The sequence below is a fragment of the Rivibacter subsaxonicus genome, from assembly GCF_004217215.1.
Classification (GTDB): Bacteria; Pseudomonadota; Gammaproteobacteria; order Burkholderiales; family Burkholderiaceae_C; genus Rivibacter; species Rivibacter subsaxonicus.
On record NZ_SHKP01000006.1, the window covers coordinates 524,485 to 541,686 of the forward strand.

Below are 17,202 nucleotides of genomic sequence, written 5' to 3' on the forward strand. Positions count from 1 at the left end.
AGCGTCCGGGCGCTTTTCTTTTTGCAGTTCAGGAGACAGCGATGAGCTACCAGGCCCCCGTGAAGGACATGCTGTTCTGCATGGCCGAACTGGCCGCCCTCGACGAGGTGGCAAAGATCCCCGGCTTCGAGGATTTCGGCGTCGAGACCGCGCAGGCGGTGCTCGAGGAATGCGCCAAGTTCAACGAGGGCGTGATCGCGCCGCTCAACTTCGAGGGCGACAAGAACCCTTCGTTCTTCAAGGGCGGCAAGGTCACGACCACGCCCGGCTTCAAGGAGGCCTATCGCCAGTTCTCCGAGGGCGGCTGGCAGGGGCTGCAGCACCCGGCCGACCACGGCGGCCAGGGCGCGCCCAAGACCATTGCCGCCGCCTGCGGCGAGATGATCAACAGCGCCAACCTCAGCTTCGCGCTGTGCCCGCTGCTGACCGACGGCGCGATCGAGGCGCTGCTGACCGCTGGCAGCGACGAACTCAAGCGCGTCTACCTGCCGAAGATGGTCTCGGGCGAGTGGACCGGCTCGATGAACCTGACCGAGCCGCAGGCCGGCTCCGACCTCTCGCTGGTGCGCACGCGCGCCGAGCCGCAGGGCGACGGAACCTACAAGATCTTCGGCACCAAGATATTCATCACCTGGGGCGAGCACGATGTGGCCGACAACATCGTCCATCTGGTGCTGGCGCGCGTGGCCGGCGCGCCCGAGGGCGTCAAGGGCATATCGCTGTTCGTCGCACCGAAGTTCATGGTGGGCGCCGACGGCTCGCTCGGAGCGCGCAATGACGTGCATTGCGTGAGCATCGAGCACAAGCTAGGCATCAAGGCGAGCCCGACCGCGGTGCTGCAGTACGGCGACCACGGTGGCGCCATCGGCTATCTCGTCGGCGAGGAGAACCGCGGCCTCGAGTACATGTTCATCATGATGAACGCGGCCCGCTACGGCGTTGGCGTGCAGGGCATCGCGCTGGCCGAGCGGGCCTACCAGAAGGCGGTGCAGTACGCGAAGGACCGCGTGCAGAGCCGCCCGGTCGACGGCTCGCTGCCGGGCGCGGCGCCGATCATCCACCACCCCGACGTCAAGCGCATGCTGATGACCATGCGCGCGCTGACCGAGGGTTGCCGCGCGATGGCGAGCGTCGCGGCCGCGGCCTACGACGCGGCGCACGCGCATCCGGATGCCGACGTGCGCAAGCAGAACCAGGCCTTCTATGAATTTCTCGTTCCGCTGGTCAAGGGCTACAGCACCGAGATGAGCCTCGAGGTCACGAGCCTCGGGGTGCAGGTGCATGGCGGCATGGGCTTCATCGAGGAGACCGGCGCCGCGCAGTACTACCGCGACGCCAAGATCCTCACGATCTACGAAGGCACCACCGCGATCCAGGCCAACGACCTGGTCGGCCGCAAGACGGCGCGCGATGGCGGCGCCACGGCGCGTGCGATCGCGGCGCAGATCGCCGCCACCGAGGCGCGACTCTCGGACCGCAGCAGCGCGGCGGCGCGCTCGATGCTGAAGCACCTGAAGGCGGCGCGCGAGGCTTGGCTGGAGGCGGTGGGCTTCGTCGCGTCGAATGCCAAGGGCAACCCGAACGCCGTGTTCGCCGGATCGGTGCCCTACCTGATGCTGGCCGGCAACCTGGTCGCCGGCTGGCAGATGGCGCGCGCGCTGATGGCGGCCGAGGACAAGGCCGCGGCCAGTGCAGACCTGCCGTTCATGAACGCCAAGATCACCACCGCGCGCTTCTATGCCGAGCACATCCTGAGTCGCACCGGCGCGCTGCGCGACGCCATCGTCGAGGGCGGCGAGAGCGCCAACGCGATGGCCCTCGAGTCCTTCTGAACCCAAGGGAGTCCACCTTGCCGCTGCCCAAGATCCTCCAGAACCTGCCGCTTCCGATCATCGGCTCGCCGCTGTTCATCATCAGCAATCCCAAGCTCGTGATCGAACAGTGCAAGGCCGGCGTCGTCGGCTCGATGCCCTCGCTCAACGCGCGCCCGGCCTCGCAACTCGACGAGTGGCTGGCCGAGATCACCGAGACCCTCGCGGCCTGGGACCGTGACCATCCGGAGCAGAAGGCCGCACCTTTCGCGATCAACCAGATCGTGCACAAGAGCAACGACCGGCTCGAGCACGATCTCGAGCTCTGCGCCAAGTACAAGGTGCCGATCATCATCACCTCGCTGGGCGCGCGCACCGACCTCAACGACGCGGTGCACGGCTGGGGCGGCGTGGTACTGCACGACATCATCAACAACTTCTTCGCGAAGAAGGCGATCGAGAAGGGCGCCGACGGCCTGATCGCGGTGGCTGCCGGGGCCGGTGGCCATGCGGGCGTCAAGAGCCCGTTCGCGCTGGTGCAGGAGATCCGGCAGTGGTTCGACGGGCCGCTGGCGCTGTCGGGCTCGATCGCCACCGGCGGTGCGGTGCTGGCGGCGCAGGCGATGGGCGCCGACTTCGCCTACATCGGTTCGGCCTTCATCGCCACCGACGAGGCGCGCGCCGCCGAGGCCTACAAGCAGATGATCGTCGACAGCGACAGCGACGACATCGTCTACAGCAACCTCTTCACCGGCGTGCACGGCAACTACCTGAAGCCGTCGATCCGTGCCGCCGGGCTCGACCCCGACAACCTCGAGCACAGCGACCCGAGCAAGATGAGCTTCGGCAGCGACTACGGTGCAAAGAAGGCCTGGAAGGACATCTGGGGTTGCGGCCAGGGCATCGGCGCGGTGCGCGAGGTCGTGCCGGCCGCGGCGATGGTGGCGCGTCTCGCGACCGAGTACCGCGCCGCGCGGGCCGCGCTGCTGGCGGCCTGAGGCCGCTGCCGAACTAGACCGGCTCGGCCGGTTGCGTCACCGCCACGTGGGCGCGGTAGCCGTCGACCCAGCCCGGCACCGCCGCGGCCGGCATCGGTGCGGCGATGCCGTAGCCCTGGCCGATGGAGCAACCGGCAGCGACCAGCGCCGACGCCTGCTCGGCTGACTCCACGCCCTCGGCGATGACGGCGCAGCCGAAGGTGCGCGACAGCGCGATCACGCCTTCGACGATGGCGCGATCGGCAGCTGCCTCGAGCATGCCGCGCACGAAGCTGCGGTCGATCTTGAGCGCGTCGATCGGCAGATCGCGCAGGTAGGTGAGCTGCGAGTAGCCGGTCCCGAAGTCGTCGAGCGCGAAGCGCACGCCGAGCGTGCGGCAGCGGTCCATCACCTCCGAGGTGCGGCGCGGGTCGGCCAGCGCGGCGGTCTCGAGCACTTCGAGTTCGAGCCGGCGCGCCAGCAAGGGGTCGTGCTGCGTCAGCAACTCGCGCAGGCGCTCGGCAAACTCCGGGTGCTGCAGGTGGCGACCCGAGATGTTGACGCTGACGTTGAGGTGCAGGCCGTCGGCGCTCCAGTTGCTGAGCTGGCGCAGCGCCTGGTCGATGACCCAGTCGCCGAGCTTGACCGCGAGCTCCGCGGTTTCCACCAGCGGCAGGAACTCCGACGGCGGCAGCAGGCCGTACTGTGGCCGCTGCCAGCGCAGCAGCGCCTCGAAGCCGACCACCTCGCGCAGGCGCATGTCGACCTTGGGCTGGTAGTAGAGGATGAACTCGCCGGCGGCGATGGCGGCGTCCACGCGGCGCGCCGCCTCGCGCCGCGCCATGGTCTGGCGGTCGAGTTCGGGGTCGAAGAACTGAACCTGGTTGCGGCCGGCCTGCTTGGCCCCGTACATCGCGTGGTCGGCGTGGCGCAGCAGAGTGTCGGCGTCGGCGCGGTCGCTCGGATAGACCGTGACTCCGATGCTGGCGGTGACGTTCCAGGCGCGCGGCATGCCCATCGTGTAGGGCTGCGTGACGGCCTGCAGCACGCGCTGCAGCGCCTGCGAACATTCCTGCATCGAGGTCGTGCGCATCAGCAGCACGAACTCGTCGCCTCCGAGGCGCGCGACCACGTCGTGGCCGCGCAGCGCCGAGCGCAGCCGTTGCGAGAGCTCGGCCAGCAGGCGATCGCCGGCGTCATGGCCGAACTGGTCGTTGAGCGGCTTGAAGTGGTCGAGGTCGAGATAGGCGATCGCCAACGAGTGGCCGTCGCGGTCGGCCGCCGCGATCGCCTCGCGCAGCAAGGTGGCCAGCCGCAGGCGGTTGGGTAGCTGGGTCAGCGGGTCGTAGTGGGCCTGGCGCTCGAGCTGCTCGCGCTGCTGGCGCGCGGTGGTGATGTCCGAGACCGCCAGCACATGGTGCTCGACGTCGCCGGTCGCGTTGCGCACCACCGACACCGTGATCTGCTGGGTGTAGCGACTGGCGCTGCGACGCTGCGCGATCAGCTCGCCGCGCCAGACGTCGCCGGCCTTGAGCGCGTTGCGCAGCTCGGCGCGCCGGCGCCGCAGGTCCTCGCCCAGTTCATCGCGCGGGCCGTCGTCGCTGTCGGGCTGCAACAGTGCCGGCACGGTGCCGATGAGTTCCTCGCGCGCGGTGCCGGTCAGCCGCGTGTAGGCCGGATTGACGTGCAGGATGCGGCACTGTGCGTCGGTGATCACCAGGCCCTCGTGCAGGTGCTGCACGAGGTTGGTCGACAGGCGCTGTCGCTCGGCCGCGCCATGGCGCTCGGTGACATCGATCGCGGTCGAGATCAGCCGCAGCGGGTTGCCGCGTTCGGAACGCTCGACCACCCGTGCATGCAACTCGAACCACTTCCAGCGACCGTCGCGGCAGCGCAGCCGATGCTCGATGCGCAGCTCGTTGCGACGGCCTGCGAGCAACTCGTCGAGTGCCGCCTGCAGGCGTGCAAGGTCGTCGGTGTGGACGCGACCGCGCCACTCGTCGATCCCGGTGCCGATCTCGTGCACGGCGTAGCCCAGCATCGCCTTCCAGCGCCGCGAGTACTGGACCCGGCCCTCGCGCACGTCCCAGTCGGCGACGCCGGTGCCGGTGCCCTCCAGCGCGAGCTGCCAGCGATCCTCGCTGCGGCTGCGTTCGGCCACCAGGACCGCGATCAGCAGCGGCAGCGCGGTCAGCGTGGCGATATAGCCCCACAGCAGCGACAGTCCCTCGCGGACGTTGTCGCTGTAGAGCGGACCCTGGCCGGTCGCGGTGCCCCACGCGGCGACGGCCGCGAGCACGAGCGCGGTGAGCGATGCGTAGTGCAGCCCGGCGCGGATCGCCAGCACCGCAAGCAGCAGGTGCGGAATGAAGACAAAGGGGGTGAACGCCGAGCCTGGCGGCTGAAGGAAGCTGATGCTGCCGGTGCCGAACGCCACCACCACCAGCGCCGCGTTCAACAGTCGGTCGACCGCGCTGATGCGACGCCGCAGCGTGCCGCGCGGCGGCCAGGTCAGCAGCGGCACCCCGGCGATCAGCGCACCGATGGCATCGCCAAGCCACCAGCCAAGCCAGGCCGCCGGCGCCGCGGCCGAGCCGATGAGCCCGGCCGACATCAATGCGACGACGCCGTTGGTGGCCGTGACCACCATGCCGAAGCCGGCACCGATCGCGAGGTAGGCGAGCACGTCGCGCGGGCGGTCCATCGCGTGGCGAAAGCCGACTCTGCGCAGCCAGATGCTGCCCAACCACGGTCCTGCCGTGTTGCCCAAGGCCAGCGCCAGCGACAGCGCGAACGAGGAGCCGATCGAGAGCGCCGTGCAGGCGGCCGCGAGTGCGATGGCCGGCGCCATTGCGGAGCCCCAACGCAGCAGGGCGGCCATGGCAATGCCGGACGGCAGCCACAGCAGCGTGATGTGGGCATCCTGGTAGGGCAGCAGTAGGCCCAGGCGGCCGGTCAGGTAGTAGGCCAGGCCGACGACGAGCGAACGCCAGAGCCAGCGCAGCCGGCTCGCCGATGCTACGCCGACGGCTTGCGGCGCTTGGGCGGCAGGCAGCATCACGTCGATCAGGCTCGAAGAGACGGCGGGCGGTTGGGGCATGCGCGGGTTGCAGCTGGGGTGTTGGAGCGCTCCCAGGTGCGGCTCGCATCGACACACGCAGGTGCGAGCGGACTGTAGCAACGGCAACCCCACGCCGGCCCTCTTGCGGTGGGCGTTTTTTGCGGCCGATGCCTGAATGCGACGGCTCGGCCGCAGACCTCCGTGTACCGCCGCGCCTGCAGTGAGCAAAGGGCCGCAGCCTTGCGCGAGGAGCGGAAAATGTTGTACACTCGCTGCTTCACCTGATCGCGACAGATCATCAGTGTGAACCAACGTGGAGTGGTAGTTCAGTTGGTTAGAATACCGGCCTGTCACGCCGGGGGTCGCGGGTTCGAGCCCCGTCCACTCCGCCAAAGATCCAGCCCCCAGAGCGCAAGTTCTGGGGGCTTTTTCTCGTCCCGTGTCGAGGGCCGCGCGCGACGCAACGATCGCGCGCTGCGGCGCTGCCAGGTGCGCTGCCAATCACTCGTTCAGGCGGTGTGGTTCAGGCACACCGGCGCTCTTTGACGAGCAGTTTGTCGGCGGTCAATGCGATGTGAATCGTGCATCCGTCACGAATCGATTGATGCAGAATCCAATCGCCCACGGTGGCAAATCGGCCGGCGCGGGTGGCCATTGCGCAGGGAAGATGCGGTTGTCGATCCCGGCTCTTGCAAGGCAGTTCAACATTAATTGTCTGAAGGAAGAACGTTCATGAGCAGCTTCTGGGAAATCATGTGGTTGATGATCTGGACATTCGTTTTCATCGCCTACCTCTTCGTCCTCTTCCAGATCGTCATCGACCTGTTCCGCGACCCCGAGTTGGGCGGCTTTGCCAAGGCGCTGTGGGTGCTCGGCCTGATCTTCCTGCCGTTCCTGACCGCGCTGATCTACATCATTGCCCGCGGCAAGGGCATGGGGCATCGTCAGCTCAAGGCCATCCACGACGCCAAGTCGGAAACCGACGCCTACATCCGCTCCATCGCCGGCAAGTCGGCTGCCGATCAGATCGGCGACGCCAAGAAGTTGCTGGACGCGGGCACGATCAGTGCCGAAGAGTTCGCCAAGCTCAAGGCCAAGGCACTGGGCTGAAGAAACTGATGCTTCTTGCGGCGCTCGCCGCGCGCACCTCACCCGTGTGCGATGCGCAGGCCGAGGCCAGATCCCGTTTCGCGCCGGGCAACCCGGACGTCCGGCGCGAAATCCCAACCTTGTTCGGGGAGGTGAATCATGGACAAGCGCACTTTTCTCGTAGCTGGCGCGTCGGTCGCCGCCGTCTCGCTGCTGTCGGCCGGCTGCACGACCACCACGAGCGCATCGAGTGATCCGCAGGCTCGTCGCAACGACATCAACACCAGTGTCGATCGTGCCCTGAGCAACCTCTACACGCAGGTGGGCGGATCGGAGGAACTGGTCAAGTCTGCGCGCGGCGTGCTGGTGTTCCCGAGCGTCATTGCCGCCGGCCTGGGCGTCGGCGGCGCGACAGGCGAGGGCGCGATGCGAGAGGCCGGTGTCACCACGGGCTTCTTCCGGACGAGCTCGTTGTCGGTCGGGCTCATTGCCGGCGCCCAGTCGACCGCGGTGATCTACCTGTTCATGACGCAGGAGGCGCTCGCCAAGTTCAATGCGAGCCGTGGTTGGCAGGTTGGCGTCGACGCTGGCGTGACACTGATCTCGGTGGGTACCAACGCGCGCGTCGACACGCGCAGCGTGCAGCAGCCGATCGTCGCCTTCGTGCTCACGAACGCCGGCCTGATGGCGAACCTCACCCTCGACGGCACGCGCATCAACAGGCTCGATCTCTGATGGTCCCAGGTGTCGGGCCGGGCCTGGCCCGACACCTAGCGCTGCCCCGGCAGCGCTGAGCCGCACATCGTGCCGTTCACGCTGGCAGCTTCCGTTCAAAGCGACCTGCTGATCCGCAAGAGCCGCTTCATCGGTTGCGTGGAACCGATGGCGGGCCGTGCCGCAGCGCAGGCTCGGGTCGCGGTCCTGCGGGCGGAGCATCCCGGCGCCGTCCACGTTTGCTGGGCCTTGCTGGCCGGCGGCGAATCGGCCGCGGTCGATGACGGCGAGCCCGGCGGCACCGCCGGCCGGCCGATGCTCGAGGTGCTGCGGCATCAGGATCTCGAAGGCGTGCTTGCCACCGTGGTGCGCTACTTCGGCGGCGTCAAGCTCGGCGCCGGCGGCCTGGTACGGGCCTACACCGACGCGGTCGCCCAGGCCCTGCTGCACGCCGAGAAGCAGCCGCTGCAGCGGCTGCTCACCCTGGACTGCTTGGTGCCCTACGCGCTGGAGGGCCTGCTGCGGCGCGAAATCGAGGCCGTCGGCGCCAGCCTGCTGGCCGTGCGCCACGGCATGGGTGTCGAGTTCAGCTTCCGGCTGCCCGAGGCCGATAGCGCGACATTGGTCGCGCGCCTCGACGAAGCGTGCCACGGACACCTCGTCTGGCGCGATCCGGACGCCTGAGAGACGGGACAATCGTCGTCCGCTTCCGCGCTCCGTCTTTCCCGTTCTCGTTCGTCGATCCCGCCGGCGCCATGCCGGCCGGCACGACATCAGTACCCATCGCAGAGGATTCCCTTGTTCAAGAACCTTACCGTGTATCGCATCGGGGCCGACTGGTCGGCCACGCTGGCGCAGGTCGAAGAGGGCCTGGCCAAGGCGCGCTTCGTTGCCTGTGGCCTGACCCAGCCGCGCTCGGCGGGCTGGGTCGAGCCGCGTGGCGTGGCCCATGGCCCGCTCGCCGAAGGCGTGGGCGGCCAGTGGCTGTTCAAGCTGCAGACCGAGCAGCGCGTGCTGCCGGCCGCGGTGGTCAAGCGCCGGGTCGAAGAAGTCGCGCAGCAGATCGAGCAGAGCAGCGGCCGCAAGCCCGGCAAGAAGCAGCTCAAGGAGATCAAGGAGCAGGCCACGCTCGAACTGCTGCCGATGGCCTTCACCAAGCAGGCGGCGATCAACGTCTGGCTCGATCCGCAACGCCGGCTGCTGATGGTCGATGCGAGCAGCCCGGCGCGTGCCGCCGAGGTGGCCGAACTGCTGATCAAGTGTCTCGATGGCCTTGCGCTCACGCCGCTGCAGACCGCGCAGTCGGCCGCGACGGCGATGTCGGCCTGGCTGGCCAGTGGCGAGCCGCCGCCGGCCTTCTCGGTCGACCGCGAGTGCGAGCTCAAGGGCGCCGACGAGATGAAGTCCGTGGTGCGCTATGCGCGCCATCCGCTCGACACCGACGAGGTGCGCCAGCACATCGGCATGGGCAAGCAGCCGACCCGGCTGGCGATGAGCTGGCAGGGCCGCGTCTCGTTCATGCTGACCGACGCGATGCAGATCAAGAAGCTCGACTTCCTCGACGTGGTGTTCGAGGGCCGCAAGAGCAGCCAGCAGCACCAGGACGAGGCCTTCGACGCCGACGCCGCGATCGGCACCGGCGAACTGGCGCGGCTGATCCCGGACCTGATCGAGGCGCTTGGCGGCGAGCAGCTGGCAGCATGAGTCCGCAGCTCTCGCCGGTCGTCGCCGGCACCTGGCGCATGCACGAGTGGGGCTGGTCGCCGGCCGAGCGGCTGGCCTGGATCGAGCAATGCGTCGAGCTCGGCGTGACCAGCTTCGACCACGCCGACATCTACGGCGGCTACAGCGTCGAGACGCTGTTTGGCGAGGCCTTGCGGCTGGCAACGCCCGCGCTGCGCCAGCGCCTGCAGATCGTCACCAAGTGCGGCATCAGGCTGGTGTCGCCGGCACGGCCGCTGCATCGGCTCAAGTCCTACGACACCTCGGCCGCGCATCTGCGCGCTAGCGTCGAAGCTTCGCTGCGGGCGCTTGGCGTCGAGCGCATCGAACTGCTGCTGATCCACCGCCCCGATCCGCTGCTCGATCCGGCCGAGGTGGCGGGTGCGATCGACGCGTTGCGACGCGAGGGCAAGCTGGCCCATTTCGGCGTTTCCAATCACACGCCGTCGCAGGCGAGCCTGCTGCAGCGTGCGCTGCCGCTGGCCGCCAACCAGATCGAGTTCTCGCCGCTGCACCTGCAGCCGCTGCACGACGGCACGCTCGACCAGTGCCTGGATCTCGGCATCCGGCCGATGGCCTGGTCGCCGCTCGGTGGCGGCCGGCTGCTCAATGGCCACGACGAGCGCGAGCGCCGGGTTCGTGATGCGCTCGAGCGCATCGCGGCCGAACACGGCGTCTCGATCGCCACCGCAGCCTACGCGTGGATCCTGCGCCATCCCTCGCGCCCGCTGCCGATCACCGGCACGCGCCGCATCGACGCGATCCGCGAGGCGCTGGCGGCCACCTCCCTGCGGCTCGACCGCGAGTCCTGGTTCGACGTCTGGCAGGCCAGTGCCGGCCATGAGGTGGCATGAGTCCTGCGAGCGATCCGTTCTTGAATACGCATTGATCGGTACGTATAATCAATGCATACCAAAGTCCGGAGTCCCGCATGGAAGCCACTGTCGCTGAACGCGGCCAGATCACCCTGCCCAAGGCGGTGCGTGACGCGCTGGGCCTGACCAAGGGCACCACGCTCAAGGTCGAACTCGACGGCAGCCGGATCATCCTGCGCAAGGACGTTGACGACGCGATCTCGCGCTTGCGCGGCCGCTTCAAGCTGCCACCGGGCGTGACGACCGACGATGTGATGCGCGAGCTGCGTGGCCGGGCGCCGGGTGACCCCTACCCGCCGCCAGACGACACGGCCGCATGATCGCCATCGACACCTCGGTGCTGGTCGATCTGCTCGGCGACGACGCGCGCGCCGACGCAGCCGAGGCCGCGCTGCGCGAGGCGCTGGCCCATGGCCCCGTCGTGGCCTGCGACGTCGTGGTCAGCGAGGTCGTCGCCGGTCTCGGCCACGGCTCGCAGATGATCGACACGCTCGAAGAGGCCGGCATCGGGTTTTCGGCGCTCGAGTTTCGATCGGCGGTGCGGGCGGGCGAAATGCAGCGCCGCTACAAGGAGCGGGTTCGTGCCAGCAGCGCAACCGGCCGCAGCGCGCCGCTGCAGCGCTCGGTGCCCGACTTCCTGATCGGTGCCCATGCCCTGCTGCAGTGCCAGGCGCTCATCACGCGCGACGACGGCTTCTTCCGCGACTATTTCAAGGGCCTGAAGGTCATCATCCCGAAGGCTTCCTGATTCAAACTCGCGCTTCGGCGCGAAACCCCACCCCCAGCCACCTCCTTCCAAGGCAGCACCATGTCACACGCATTCGCCAAGACCCTCAAGAGCTTCAAGACCGCCTCCGGCAAGGAGGGCAAGTTCCACTCGCTGCCGCAACTCGGCAAGGAACTCGGCGTCGACGTCAGCCGGCTGCCGGTGTCGGTGCGCATCGTGCTCGAGAGCGTGCTGCGCAACTGCGACGGCAAGAAGGTCACGGCCGAGCATGTGAAGCAGCTTGCCAACTGGAAGCCGGTGGCCGATCGCACCGACGAGATCCCCTTCGTCGTCGCCCGCGTGGTGCTGCAGGACTTCACCGGCGTGCCGCTGCTGGCCGACCTGGCCGCGATGCGCAACGTCGCCGCCGCGATGGGCAAGAACCCCAAGACCATCGAGCCGCTGGTGCCGGTCGACCTCGTCGTCGACCACTCGGTGATGATCGACCACTACGGCTCCAAGAAGGCGCTCGACCTCAACATGAAGCTCGAGTTCCAGCGCAACCAGGAGCGCTACGAGTTCATGAAGTGGGGCATGCAGGCCTTCGACACCTTCGGCGTCGTGCCCCCGGGCTTCGGCATCGTGCACCAGGTCAACCTCGAGTACTTGGCGCGCGGCGTGCACAAGACGAAGCAGGGCGTCTACTACCCCGACACCCTGGTCGGCACCGACAGCCACACGACGATGATCAACGGCATCGGCGTGGTCGGCTGGGGCGTCGGTGGCATCGAGGCCGAGGCCGGCATGCTCGGCCAACCGGTCTACTTCCTGACGCCCGACGTGGTCGGCTTCGAGTTCAGCGGCAAGCTGCGCGAGGGCGTCACTGCCACCGACCTGGTGCTCACCGTCACCGAGACGCTGCGCAAGCACAAGGTGGTCGGCAAGTTTGTCGAATTCTTCGGCGAAGGCACCCGCACGCTGGCGCTGCCCGACCGCGCCACCATCGCCAACATGGCGCCCGAGTACGGCGCGACGATGGGCTTCTTCCCGGTCGACGAGAAGACCATCGAGTACTTCCAGGGCACCGGCCGCACCAAGGCCGAGATCGAGGCCTTCGAGGCCTACTTCAAGGCGCAGAAGCTGTTCGGCGTGCCCGGCACCGGCGAGATCGACTACAGCAGCGTGGTCAAGCTCGACCTGTCGACCGTCGCGCCCAGCCTGGCCGGCCCGAAGCGTCCGCAGGACCGCATCGAGATCACCGACCTCGCCACCAAGTTCAGCGAGCTGTTCTCCAAGCCGATCGAGGCCAACGGCTTCAACCAGCCGGCCGACAAGCTGGCCAAGACCTTCACCACCAGCAACGGCGTCGACATCCACAACGGCGACGTGCTGATCGCCGCCATCACCTCCTGCACCAACACCAGCAACCCGGGCGTGTTGCTGGCGGCCGGCCTGCTGGCCAAGAAGGCGGTCGAGAAGGGCCTGAAGGTCGCGCCGCACATCAAGACCTCGCTCGCCCCGGGCTCGCGCATCGTCACCGAGTACCTCGAGAAGGCCGGCCTGCTGCCGTACCTGGAGAAGCTCGGCTTCAGCGTCGCCGCCTACGGCTGCACCACCTGCATCGGCAACGCCGGCGACCTGACGCCGGAGATCAACGAAGTCATCACCGGCAACGACCTGATCTGCGCCGCGGTGCTTTCGGGCAATCGCAACTTCGAGGCTCGCATCCATCCGAACCTCAAGGCCAACTTCCTCGCCAGCCCGCCGCTGGTGGTGGCCTACGCGATCGCCGGCAACGTCACGCGCGACCTGATGACGCAGCCGGTCGGCAAGGGCAAGGGCGGCAAGGATGTCTACCTCGGCGAGATCTGGCCGACCAGCGACGAGGTCTACGCGCTGATGAAGTTCGCGATGAACGGCAAGGCCTTCAAGGCCAACTACGACAAGGTCAAGAACGAGCCGGGCAAGCTGTGGGAGAAGGTCAAGGGCGTCAAGGGCCAAGTCTACAACTGGCCCAAGAGCACCTACATCGCGCAGCCGCCGTTCTTCGAGGGCTTCACGATGCAGCCGGCAGCGGCCGACGTCGGCGTCAAGGACGCCCGGATCATGGCGCTGTTCGGCGACTCGATCACGACCGACCACATCTCGCCGGCCGGCGCTATCAAGGAAGCCTCGCCGGGCGGCAAGTTCCTCACCGACAACGGCGTGCTCAAGGCCGACTTCAACAGCTACGGCTCGCGCCGCGGCAACCACGACGTGATGATGCGCGGCACCTTCGCCAACGTGCGCATCAAGAACCTGATGATCCCGGCCGCCGCCGATGGCGCGCGCAAGGAGGGCGGCTACACGGTGTTCCAGCTCGACGGCGCCGAGAAGGGCCAGCAGCAGTTCATCTACGACGCGGCGATGAAGTACATGGCGGCCAAGGTGCCGACCGTGATCTTTGCTGGCGAGGAATACGGCACCGGCTCCAGCCGCGACTGGGCCGCCAAGGGCACGCAACTGCTGGGCATCAAGGCCGTGGTCGCCAAGAGCTTCGAGCGCATCCACCGCAGCAACCTGGTCGGCATGGGCGTGCTGCCGCTGCAATTCAAGGGCGCCGACTCGTGGGAGACGCTGGGCCTGAAGGGCGACGAGCTGATCGACGTGGTCATCGGCGGTGAACTCAAGCCGCAGGCCGACGCGACCCTGGTGATCACGCGCGCCGACGGCAGCAAGCAGGAAGTGACCGTGACGCTGCGCATCGACACGCCGATCGAGGTCGACTACTACAAGCACGGCGGCATCCTGCCCTTCGTGCTCCGGCAGCTGCTGGCGGCCTGATCGGTCGCTCCAGAAGCAAAGCCGCCGGCCGCGAGGCCGGCGGCTTTTTTCTTGTAGCGCTCAGGGGCGGGTGATCAGTCCCTCGCGCGCCAGGTACTGGTGCACGAAGGCGATTGCCATGCTGCCTTCGCCCACCGCGGCCGCCACCCGCTTGATCGGGCTGAGCCGCACGTCGCCACAGACGAACACGCCGGGCACGCTGGATTCGAGCAGGAAGGGGTCGCGATCTTGCGACCAGCGGCCGGCCTTGCGCACGTCGTCGCCGGTCAGCACGTAGCCGTTCCTGTCGCGCGCCACTTCGACCGGCAGCCAGCCGGTGTCGGCGTCGGCACCGATGAAGACGAACAGGCCGCCGCAGGCGTGGCGCGTCACGCTCTGCTGCTCGCGGTCGGCGATGTCGATCGCCTCCAGGTGCGACTGCCCGAGCGCCGCCTGTACCTCGCAATGCAAGCGCGCCGCGATGTTCGACTTGCCGGCGAGCTGCTCCACCAGGTAGCGCGACATGCTCTTCTCGAGCGAGTCACCGCGCACCAGCAGCGTCACCTGGCGCGCGTAGTTGGCGAAGTGCAGCGCCGCCTGCCCGGCCGAGTTGCCGGCGCCGATGAGGTAGACGTCCTGCCCGTGCGTGGACGCGGCCTCGCTGCGCGCGGCGCCGTAGTAGATGCCCTTGCCGATGAGCTGGTCGAAGCCCTCGATCACCAGCCGTCGCCACGACACGCCGGTGGCCAGGATCACGCTGTGCGCGCGCACGCGCTCGCCGCCGTCGAGTGTGACTTCGCGCGTGGCCGGGTCCATGCCTTCGACGCGGCGCGTGACGACGATCTCCGCGCCCAGCCGGCGCGCCTGCTGCAGCGCGCGACTGCCGAGTTCGTCGCCCGAGACGCCGTTGGGGAAGCCCAGGTAGTTCTCGATGCGCGAGGAGGTGCCGGCCTGGCCGCCCGGCGCCTCGCGCTCGATCACCAGCGTGCGCAGCCCCTCGCTGGCACCGTAGACCGCGGCCGCCAGTCCGGCCGGCCCGGCGCCGATGATCAGCGTGTCGTACTCGGCGTGCTGCGGGCGCGTCTGCAGGCCCAGGCGCACCGCCAGCTCGCGCAGCGTCGGCTGCTGCAGCAGCGTGTCATCCGGCAGCCGCACCACCGGGCAGTCGGCGGCCTCGGGCACTGCGCCAGCCCACGAGTGCGCGAGGTCCGGCGTTTCCGGGGACAGCCAGTCGTGGACGATCTGGTTGCGCGACAGGAAGCGGCGCAGCTCGCTGCAGGCCGGGTCCCAGCGCTCGCCGTAGACCGTGACCTGCGCCTTCGGCGGCTGCATCGCGATGCCCTGCAGCCCGCCGATGCGTTCGCGCGCCAGCGCACCCACCATCTCGGCGACCTTGGGCGACGACGCGGCGATGGCGAAGTAGTGGTGCGGCTCGACGCGCATCACGCGCGACGGCTCCGCGGCGCGGTAGCCGCCGGGGAAGGGCGTGGCAAAGGCCAGCGGGACCTCGCCGAAGATCGTGCCGGGCAGGCGCCAGCCCAGCGTGCGCTCGATGCCGTCGAAGTGCTTGACGACCTCGAACTTGCCGGACAGCACGGCGTACAGCGCCCGCTCGCCACCCTCGTGCACGGCGTACTCGCCGGGGTGGAGCCGGATGTCGGCCGAGCTGCGCACCAGCCGATCGACATCGGCGTCGGACAGGTGGGCGAACAAGGGGACAGTGCGAACTTCGTCGGGCGTCAGCATCGCTGGTGGAACTCCCGGTCCTGGCGCGGAGCAAGGCGCACCACGCGCGCGGCGATGCTACCCGTGTCGGCGGGCGCGGTGGGTTGACCGCGGCCGACGAGTGGCGGCAATCGACCTGCGGCGGGCGGTAGGCAAGTGCGGAAATGGTCGTTGGGCCGACAGGGCGTCCGTCGCCTTGAAATCATACCGACCACTTGGTATGTTCTTGTTCGTGCCAAGACTGACGAAGCATCACCCCGAGCGCGGCGATGCCAGGACGCGCCTGCTGGATGCCGCGTGCGACACGATTCGCGCCAAGGGCTTCGCCGCGACCACCGTCGACGAGTTGTGCCGGGTCGCCGCAGTGACCAAAGGCTCGGTCTTTCATCACTTCAAGAGCAAGGAGGCGCTTGGCGTCGAGGCCGCAAGGTACTGGGCCGAGACGACGAGCGCCTTCTTCGTGAGCGCGCCCTACCACGAGCCGCGCGACCCTCTTGACCGCGTGCTGGCCTACGTGGCCTTCCGCAAGTCGATCATCGACGGCGAACTGCCGGCGTTCACCTGCCTGGTGGGCACGATGGTGCAGGAGGTCCATGCAGATTGGCCGGCCATTCGCGACGCCTGCGGCGCGAGCATCTTCGACCATGCCGCGACGCTCGAGGCGGATCTCGCGGCAGCGATGAAGGATCGTGGCATCTCCGGCGACTGGACCGCCGCCAGCCTCGCGCGCCATACGCAGGCGGTGATCCAGGGTGCTTTCGTGCTGGCCAAGGCCGGAAACGATGCCGCGCTGGCGCGTGAAAGCCTCGATCACCTCGATCGCTACATCCGTCTCCTTTTTGCGGTTGCCCCAACCCGGAGAAAGCGCTGACATGAAAACGACCACCGAACTCTCCTGCGCCTGCGGGCAAGTCCGTCTCGAGGTGGAAGGAACGTCGATCGTCAATGCCGGGTGCTGCTGCAACAGTTGCCGTGCGGCCGGCGCCCGATTGCAGGCCCTGCCATCGGCCCCGCCGATACTCGGACCGAACGGTGACACCCGCTTCGTTCTCTACCGCAAGGATCGCATCCGCTTCGTGCAGGGCGCGGCCAAGCTCAAGGAGTTTCGCCTGACACCCGAATCGAAGACTCGCCGAGTCGTCGCCACCTGTTGCAACACGCCGGTCTTCCTTGAGTTCCAGAACGGCCACTGGCTGAGCCTCTACGGCTGTCTGTGGCCCGCGGGCAGGCTTCCCGCGCTCGAGATGCGAACCATGACGATGGACCTGCCGGCCGGCACTGTGCTGCCGGACGACGTTCCGAATGCTTCCCGGCAGAGCGTCTCGTTCGTCCTCAAGCTCCTGGGTGCATGGATGGCGATGGGCTTTCGCAGCCCGAAGATCGCGGTCAACGGAGAACTCCATGTCTGAGGCCGACGACAAGATCGCGATCCAGAGCATCACCACGCCCGGCCGCACCGAGCGCGTGAACCGCGCCAAGTACATGGCGATGCGCGATGCGCTGATGGCCGCCCTGCCTGCGGAGCGACCCGGCCTCAGCGTCGCTGAAGCCAAGGAGGCGCTTCTGCCCCATCTGCCCGACGATCTGTTCCCCGGCGGCGCCAAGGCCGGATGGTGGCTCAAGGCGGTTCAACTCGACCTCGAAGCGAAGGGCCTGATCCAACGCGCGCAGGGCAAGCCGGTGCGGCTGTTCAGGTCATCGAGCCAGGTCTGAGAAGACC

Annotated in this window: 16 protein-coding genes and 1 tRNA gene; 14 read left to right on the forward strand and 3 right to left on the reverse strand. The window is 68.3% G+C overall.

Features of this window, described 5'->3' with window-relative positions:
- Nucleotides 1-41 precede the first annotated feature (41 nt).
- Complete coding sequence (locus EV670_RS12370; protein ID WP_130432482.1) at nucleotides 42-1,832, forward strand: acyl-CoA dehydrogenase; 1,791 nt, start codon at nucleotides 42-44, stop codon at nucleotides 1,830-1,832.
- 17 nt (nucleotides 1,833-1,849) lie between these two features.
- Nucleotides 1,850-2,809, forward strand: coding sequence for an NAD(P)H-dependent flavin oxidoreductase (locus tag EV670_RS12375; protein WP_130432484.1), 960 nt, complete (start codon nucleotides 1,850-1,852; stop codon nucleotides 2,807-2,809).
- Between the two features lie 13 nt (nucleotides 2,810-2,822).
- Here the strand turns inward: EV670_RS12375 and EV670_RS12380 are convergent, their stop codons facing one another.
- Nucleotides 2,823-5,888 carry a bifunctional diguanylate cyclase/phosphodiesterase gene (locus tag EV670_RS12380; RefSeq protein WP_130432486.1) on the reverse strand — a complete coding sequence of 1,022 codons (3,066 nt, stop codon included), beginning with the start codon at nucleotides 5,886-5,888 and terminating at the stop codon, nucleotides 2,823-2,825.
- Nucleotides 5,889-6,164: 276 nt separating this feature from the next.
- Here EV670_RS12380 and EV670_RS12385 point away from each other — a divergent pair.
- Nucleotides 6,165-6,241, forward strand: a tRNA-Asp gene (locus tag EV670_RS12385).
- 131 nt (nucleotides 6,242-6,372) lie between these two features.
- Here the strand turns inward: EV670_RS12385 and EV670_RS18940 are convergent.
- Entirely contained in the window at nucleotides 6,373-6,504 is a 132-nt protein-coding gene (locus tag EV670_RS18940; RefSeq protein WP_278044418.1) for a hypothetical protein, read from the reverse strand.
- A 77-nt stretch (nucleotides 6,505-6,581) separates the two neighbouring features.
- Here EV670_RS18940 and EV670_RS12390 point away from each other — a divergent pair, with 77 nt between their 5' ends.
- The 8 genes from EV670_RS12390 to acnA all read left to right on the forward strand — a co-directional run bounded on the left by EV670_RS12390 (nucleotide 6,582) and on the right by acnA (nucleotide 13,778).
- Nucleotides 6,582-6,959 carry an SHOCT domain-containing protein gene (locus EV670_RS12390; protein ID WP_130432488.1) on the forward strand — a complete coding sequence of 126 codons (378 nt, stop codon included), beginning with the start codon at nucleotides 6,582-6,584 and terminating at the stop codon, nucleotides 6,957-6,959.
- Nucleotides 6,960-7,097: 138 nt separating this feature from the next.
- On the forward strand, nucleotides 7,098-7,673 hold the full coding sequence (locus EV670_RS12395; RefSeq protein WP_130432490.1) for a BPSL1445 family SYLF domain-containing lipoprotein: 576 nt from the start codon (nucleotides 7,098-7,100) through the stop codon (nucleotides 7,671-7,673).
- A 69-nt stretch (nucleotides 7,674-7,742) separates the two neighbouring features.
- The gene (locus EV670_RS12400) at nucleotides 7,743-8,336 is read left to right on the forward strand and encodes an IMPACT family protein (RefSeq protein ID WP_130432492.1); all 594 of its coding nucleotides are present in this window, start codon (nucleotides 7,743-7,745) and stop codon (nucleotides 8,334-8,336) included.
- Between the two features lie 114 nt (nucleotides 8,337-8,450).
- Nucleotides 8,451-9,356, forward strand: a complete 906-nt coding sequence (locus EV670_RS12405) for a recombination-associated protein RdgC (RefSeq protein WP_130432494.1) — start codon at nucleotides 8,451-8,453, stop codon at nucleotides 9,354-9,356.
- The gene (locus tag EV670_RS12410; protein ID WP_130432496.1) at nucleotides 9,353-10,228 is read left to right on the forward strand and encodes an aldo/keto reductase; all 876 of its coding nucleotides are present in this window, start codon (nucleotides 9,353-9,355) and stop codon (nucleotides 10,226-10,228) included. Before EV670_RS12405 ends, EV670_RS12410 begins: the two co-directional genes overlap by 4 nt.
- A 77-nt stretch (nucleotides 10,229-10,305) precedes the next feature.
- On the forward strand, nucleotides 10,306-10,569 hold the full coding sequence (locus EV670_RS12415) for an AbrB/MazE/SpoVT family DNA-binding domain-containing protein (protein ID WP_130432498.1): 264 nt from the start codon (nucleotides 10,306-10,308) through the stop codon (nucleotides 10,567-10,569).
- Entirely contained in the window at nucleotides 10,566-10,997 is a 432-nt protein-coding gene (locus EV670_RS12420) for a type II toxin-antitoxin system VapC family toxin (protein WP_130432500.1), read from the forward strand. Before EV670_RS12415 ends, EV670_RS12420 begins: the two co-directional genes overlap by 4 nt.
- A 60-nt stretch (nucleotides 10,998-11,057) precedes the next feature.
- Nucleotides 11,058-13,778, forward strand: coding sequence for an aconitate hydratase AcnA (acnA, locus tag EV670_RS12425; protein WP_130432502.1), 2,721 nt, complete (start codon nucleotides 11,058-11,060; stop codon nucleotides 13,776-13,778).
- 60 nt (nucleotides 13,779-13,838) lie between these two features.
- Here the strand turns inward: acnA and EV670_RS12430 are convergent, their stop codons facing one another.
- Nucleotides 13,839-15,503: an FAD-dependent oxidoreductase gene (locus EV670_RS12430; protein WP_130432504.1), complete on the reverse strand. Its 1,665-nt coding sequence runs from the start codon at nucleotides 15,501-15,503 to the stop codon at nucleotides 13,839-13,841.
- 100 nt (nucleotides 15,504-15,603) lie between these two features.
- Here EV670_RS12430 and EV670_RS12435 point away from each other — a divergent pair, with 100 nt between their 5' ends.
- From EV670_RS12435 to EV670_RS12445, 3 genes are read left to right on the forward strand one after another with little or no spacing between them, the layout of a single operon-like run.
- Nucleotides 15,604-16,353 (forward strand): TetR/AcrR family transcriptional regulator, encoded by a 750-nt coding sequence (locus tag EV670_RS12435; RefSeq protein WP_242616939.1) that lies wholly within the window; start codon nucleotides 15,604-15,606, stop codon nucleotides 16,351-16,353.
- 1 nt (nucleotide 16,354) lies between these two features.
- Nucleotides 16,355-16,891: a GFA family protein gene (locus EV670_RS12440; protein ID WP_130432506.1), complete on the forward strand. Its 537-nt coding sequence runs from the start codon at nucleotides 16,355-16,357 to the stop codon at nucleotides 16,889-16,891.
- Complete coding sequence (locus EV670_RS12445) at nucleotides 16,884-17,195, forward strand: DUF6958 family protein (protein ID WP_130432508.1); 312 nt, start codon at nucleotides 16,884-16,886, stop codon at nucleotides 17,193-17,195. The genes EV670_RS12440 and EV670_RS12445 overlap by 8 nt, the downstream gene beginning before the upstream one ends.
- Nucleotides 17,196-17,202 lie beyond the last annotated feature (7 nt).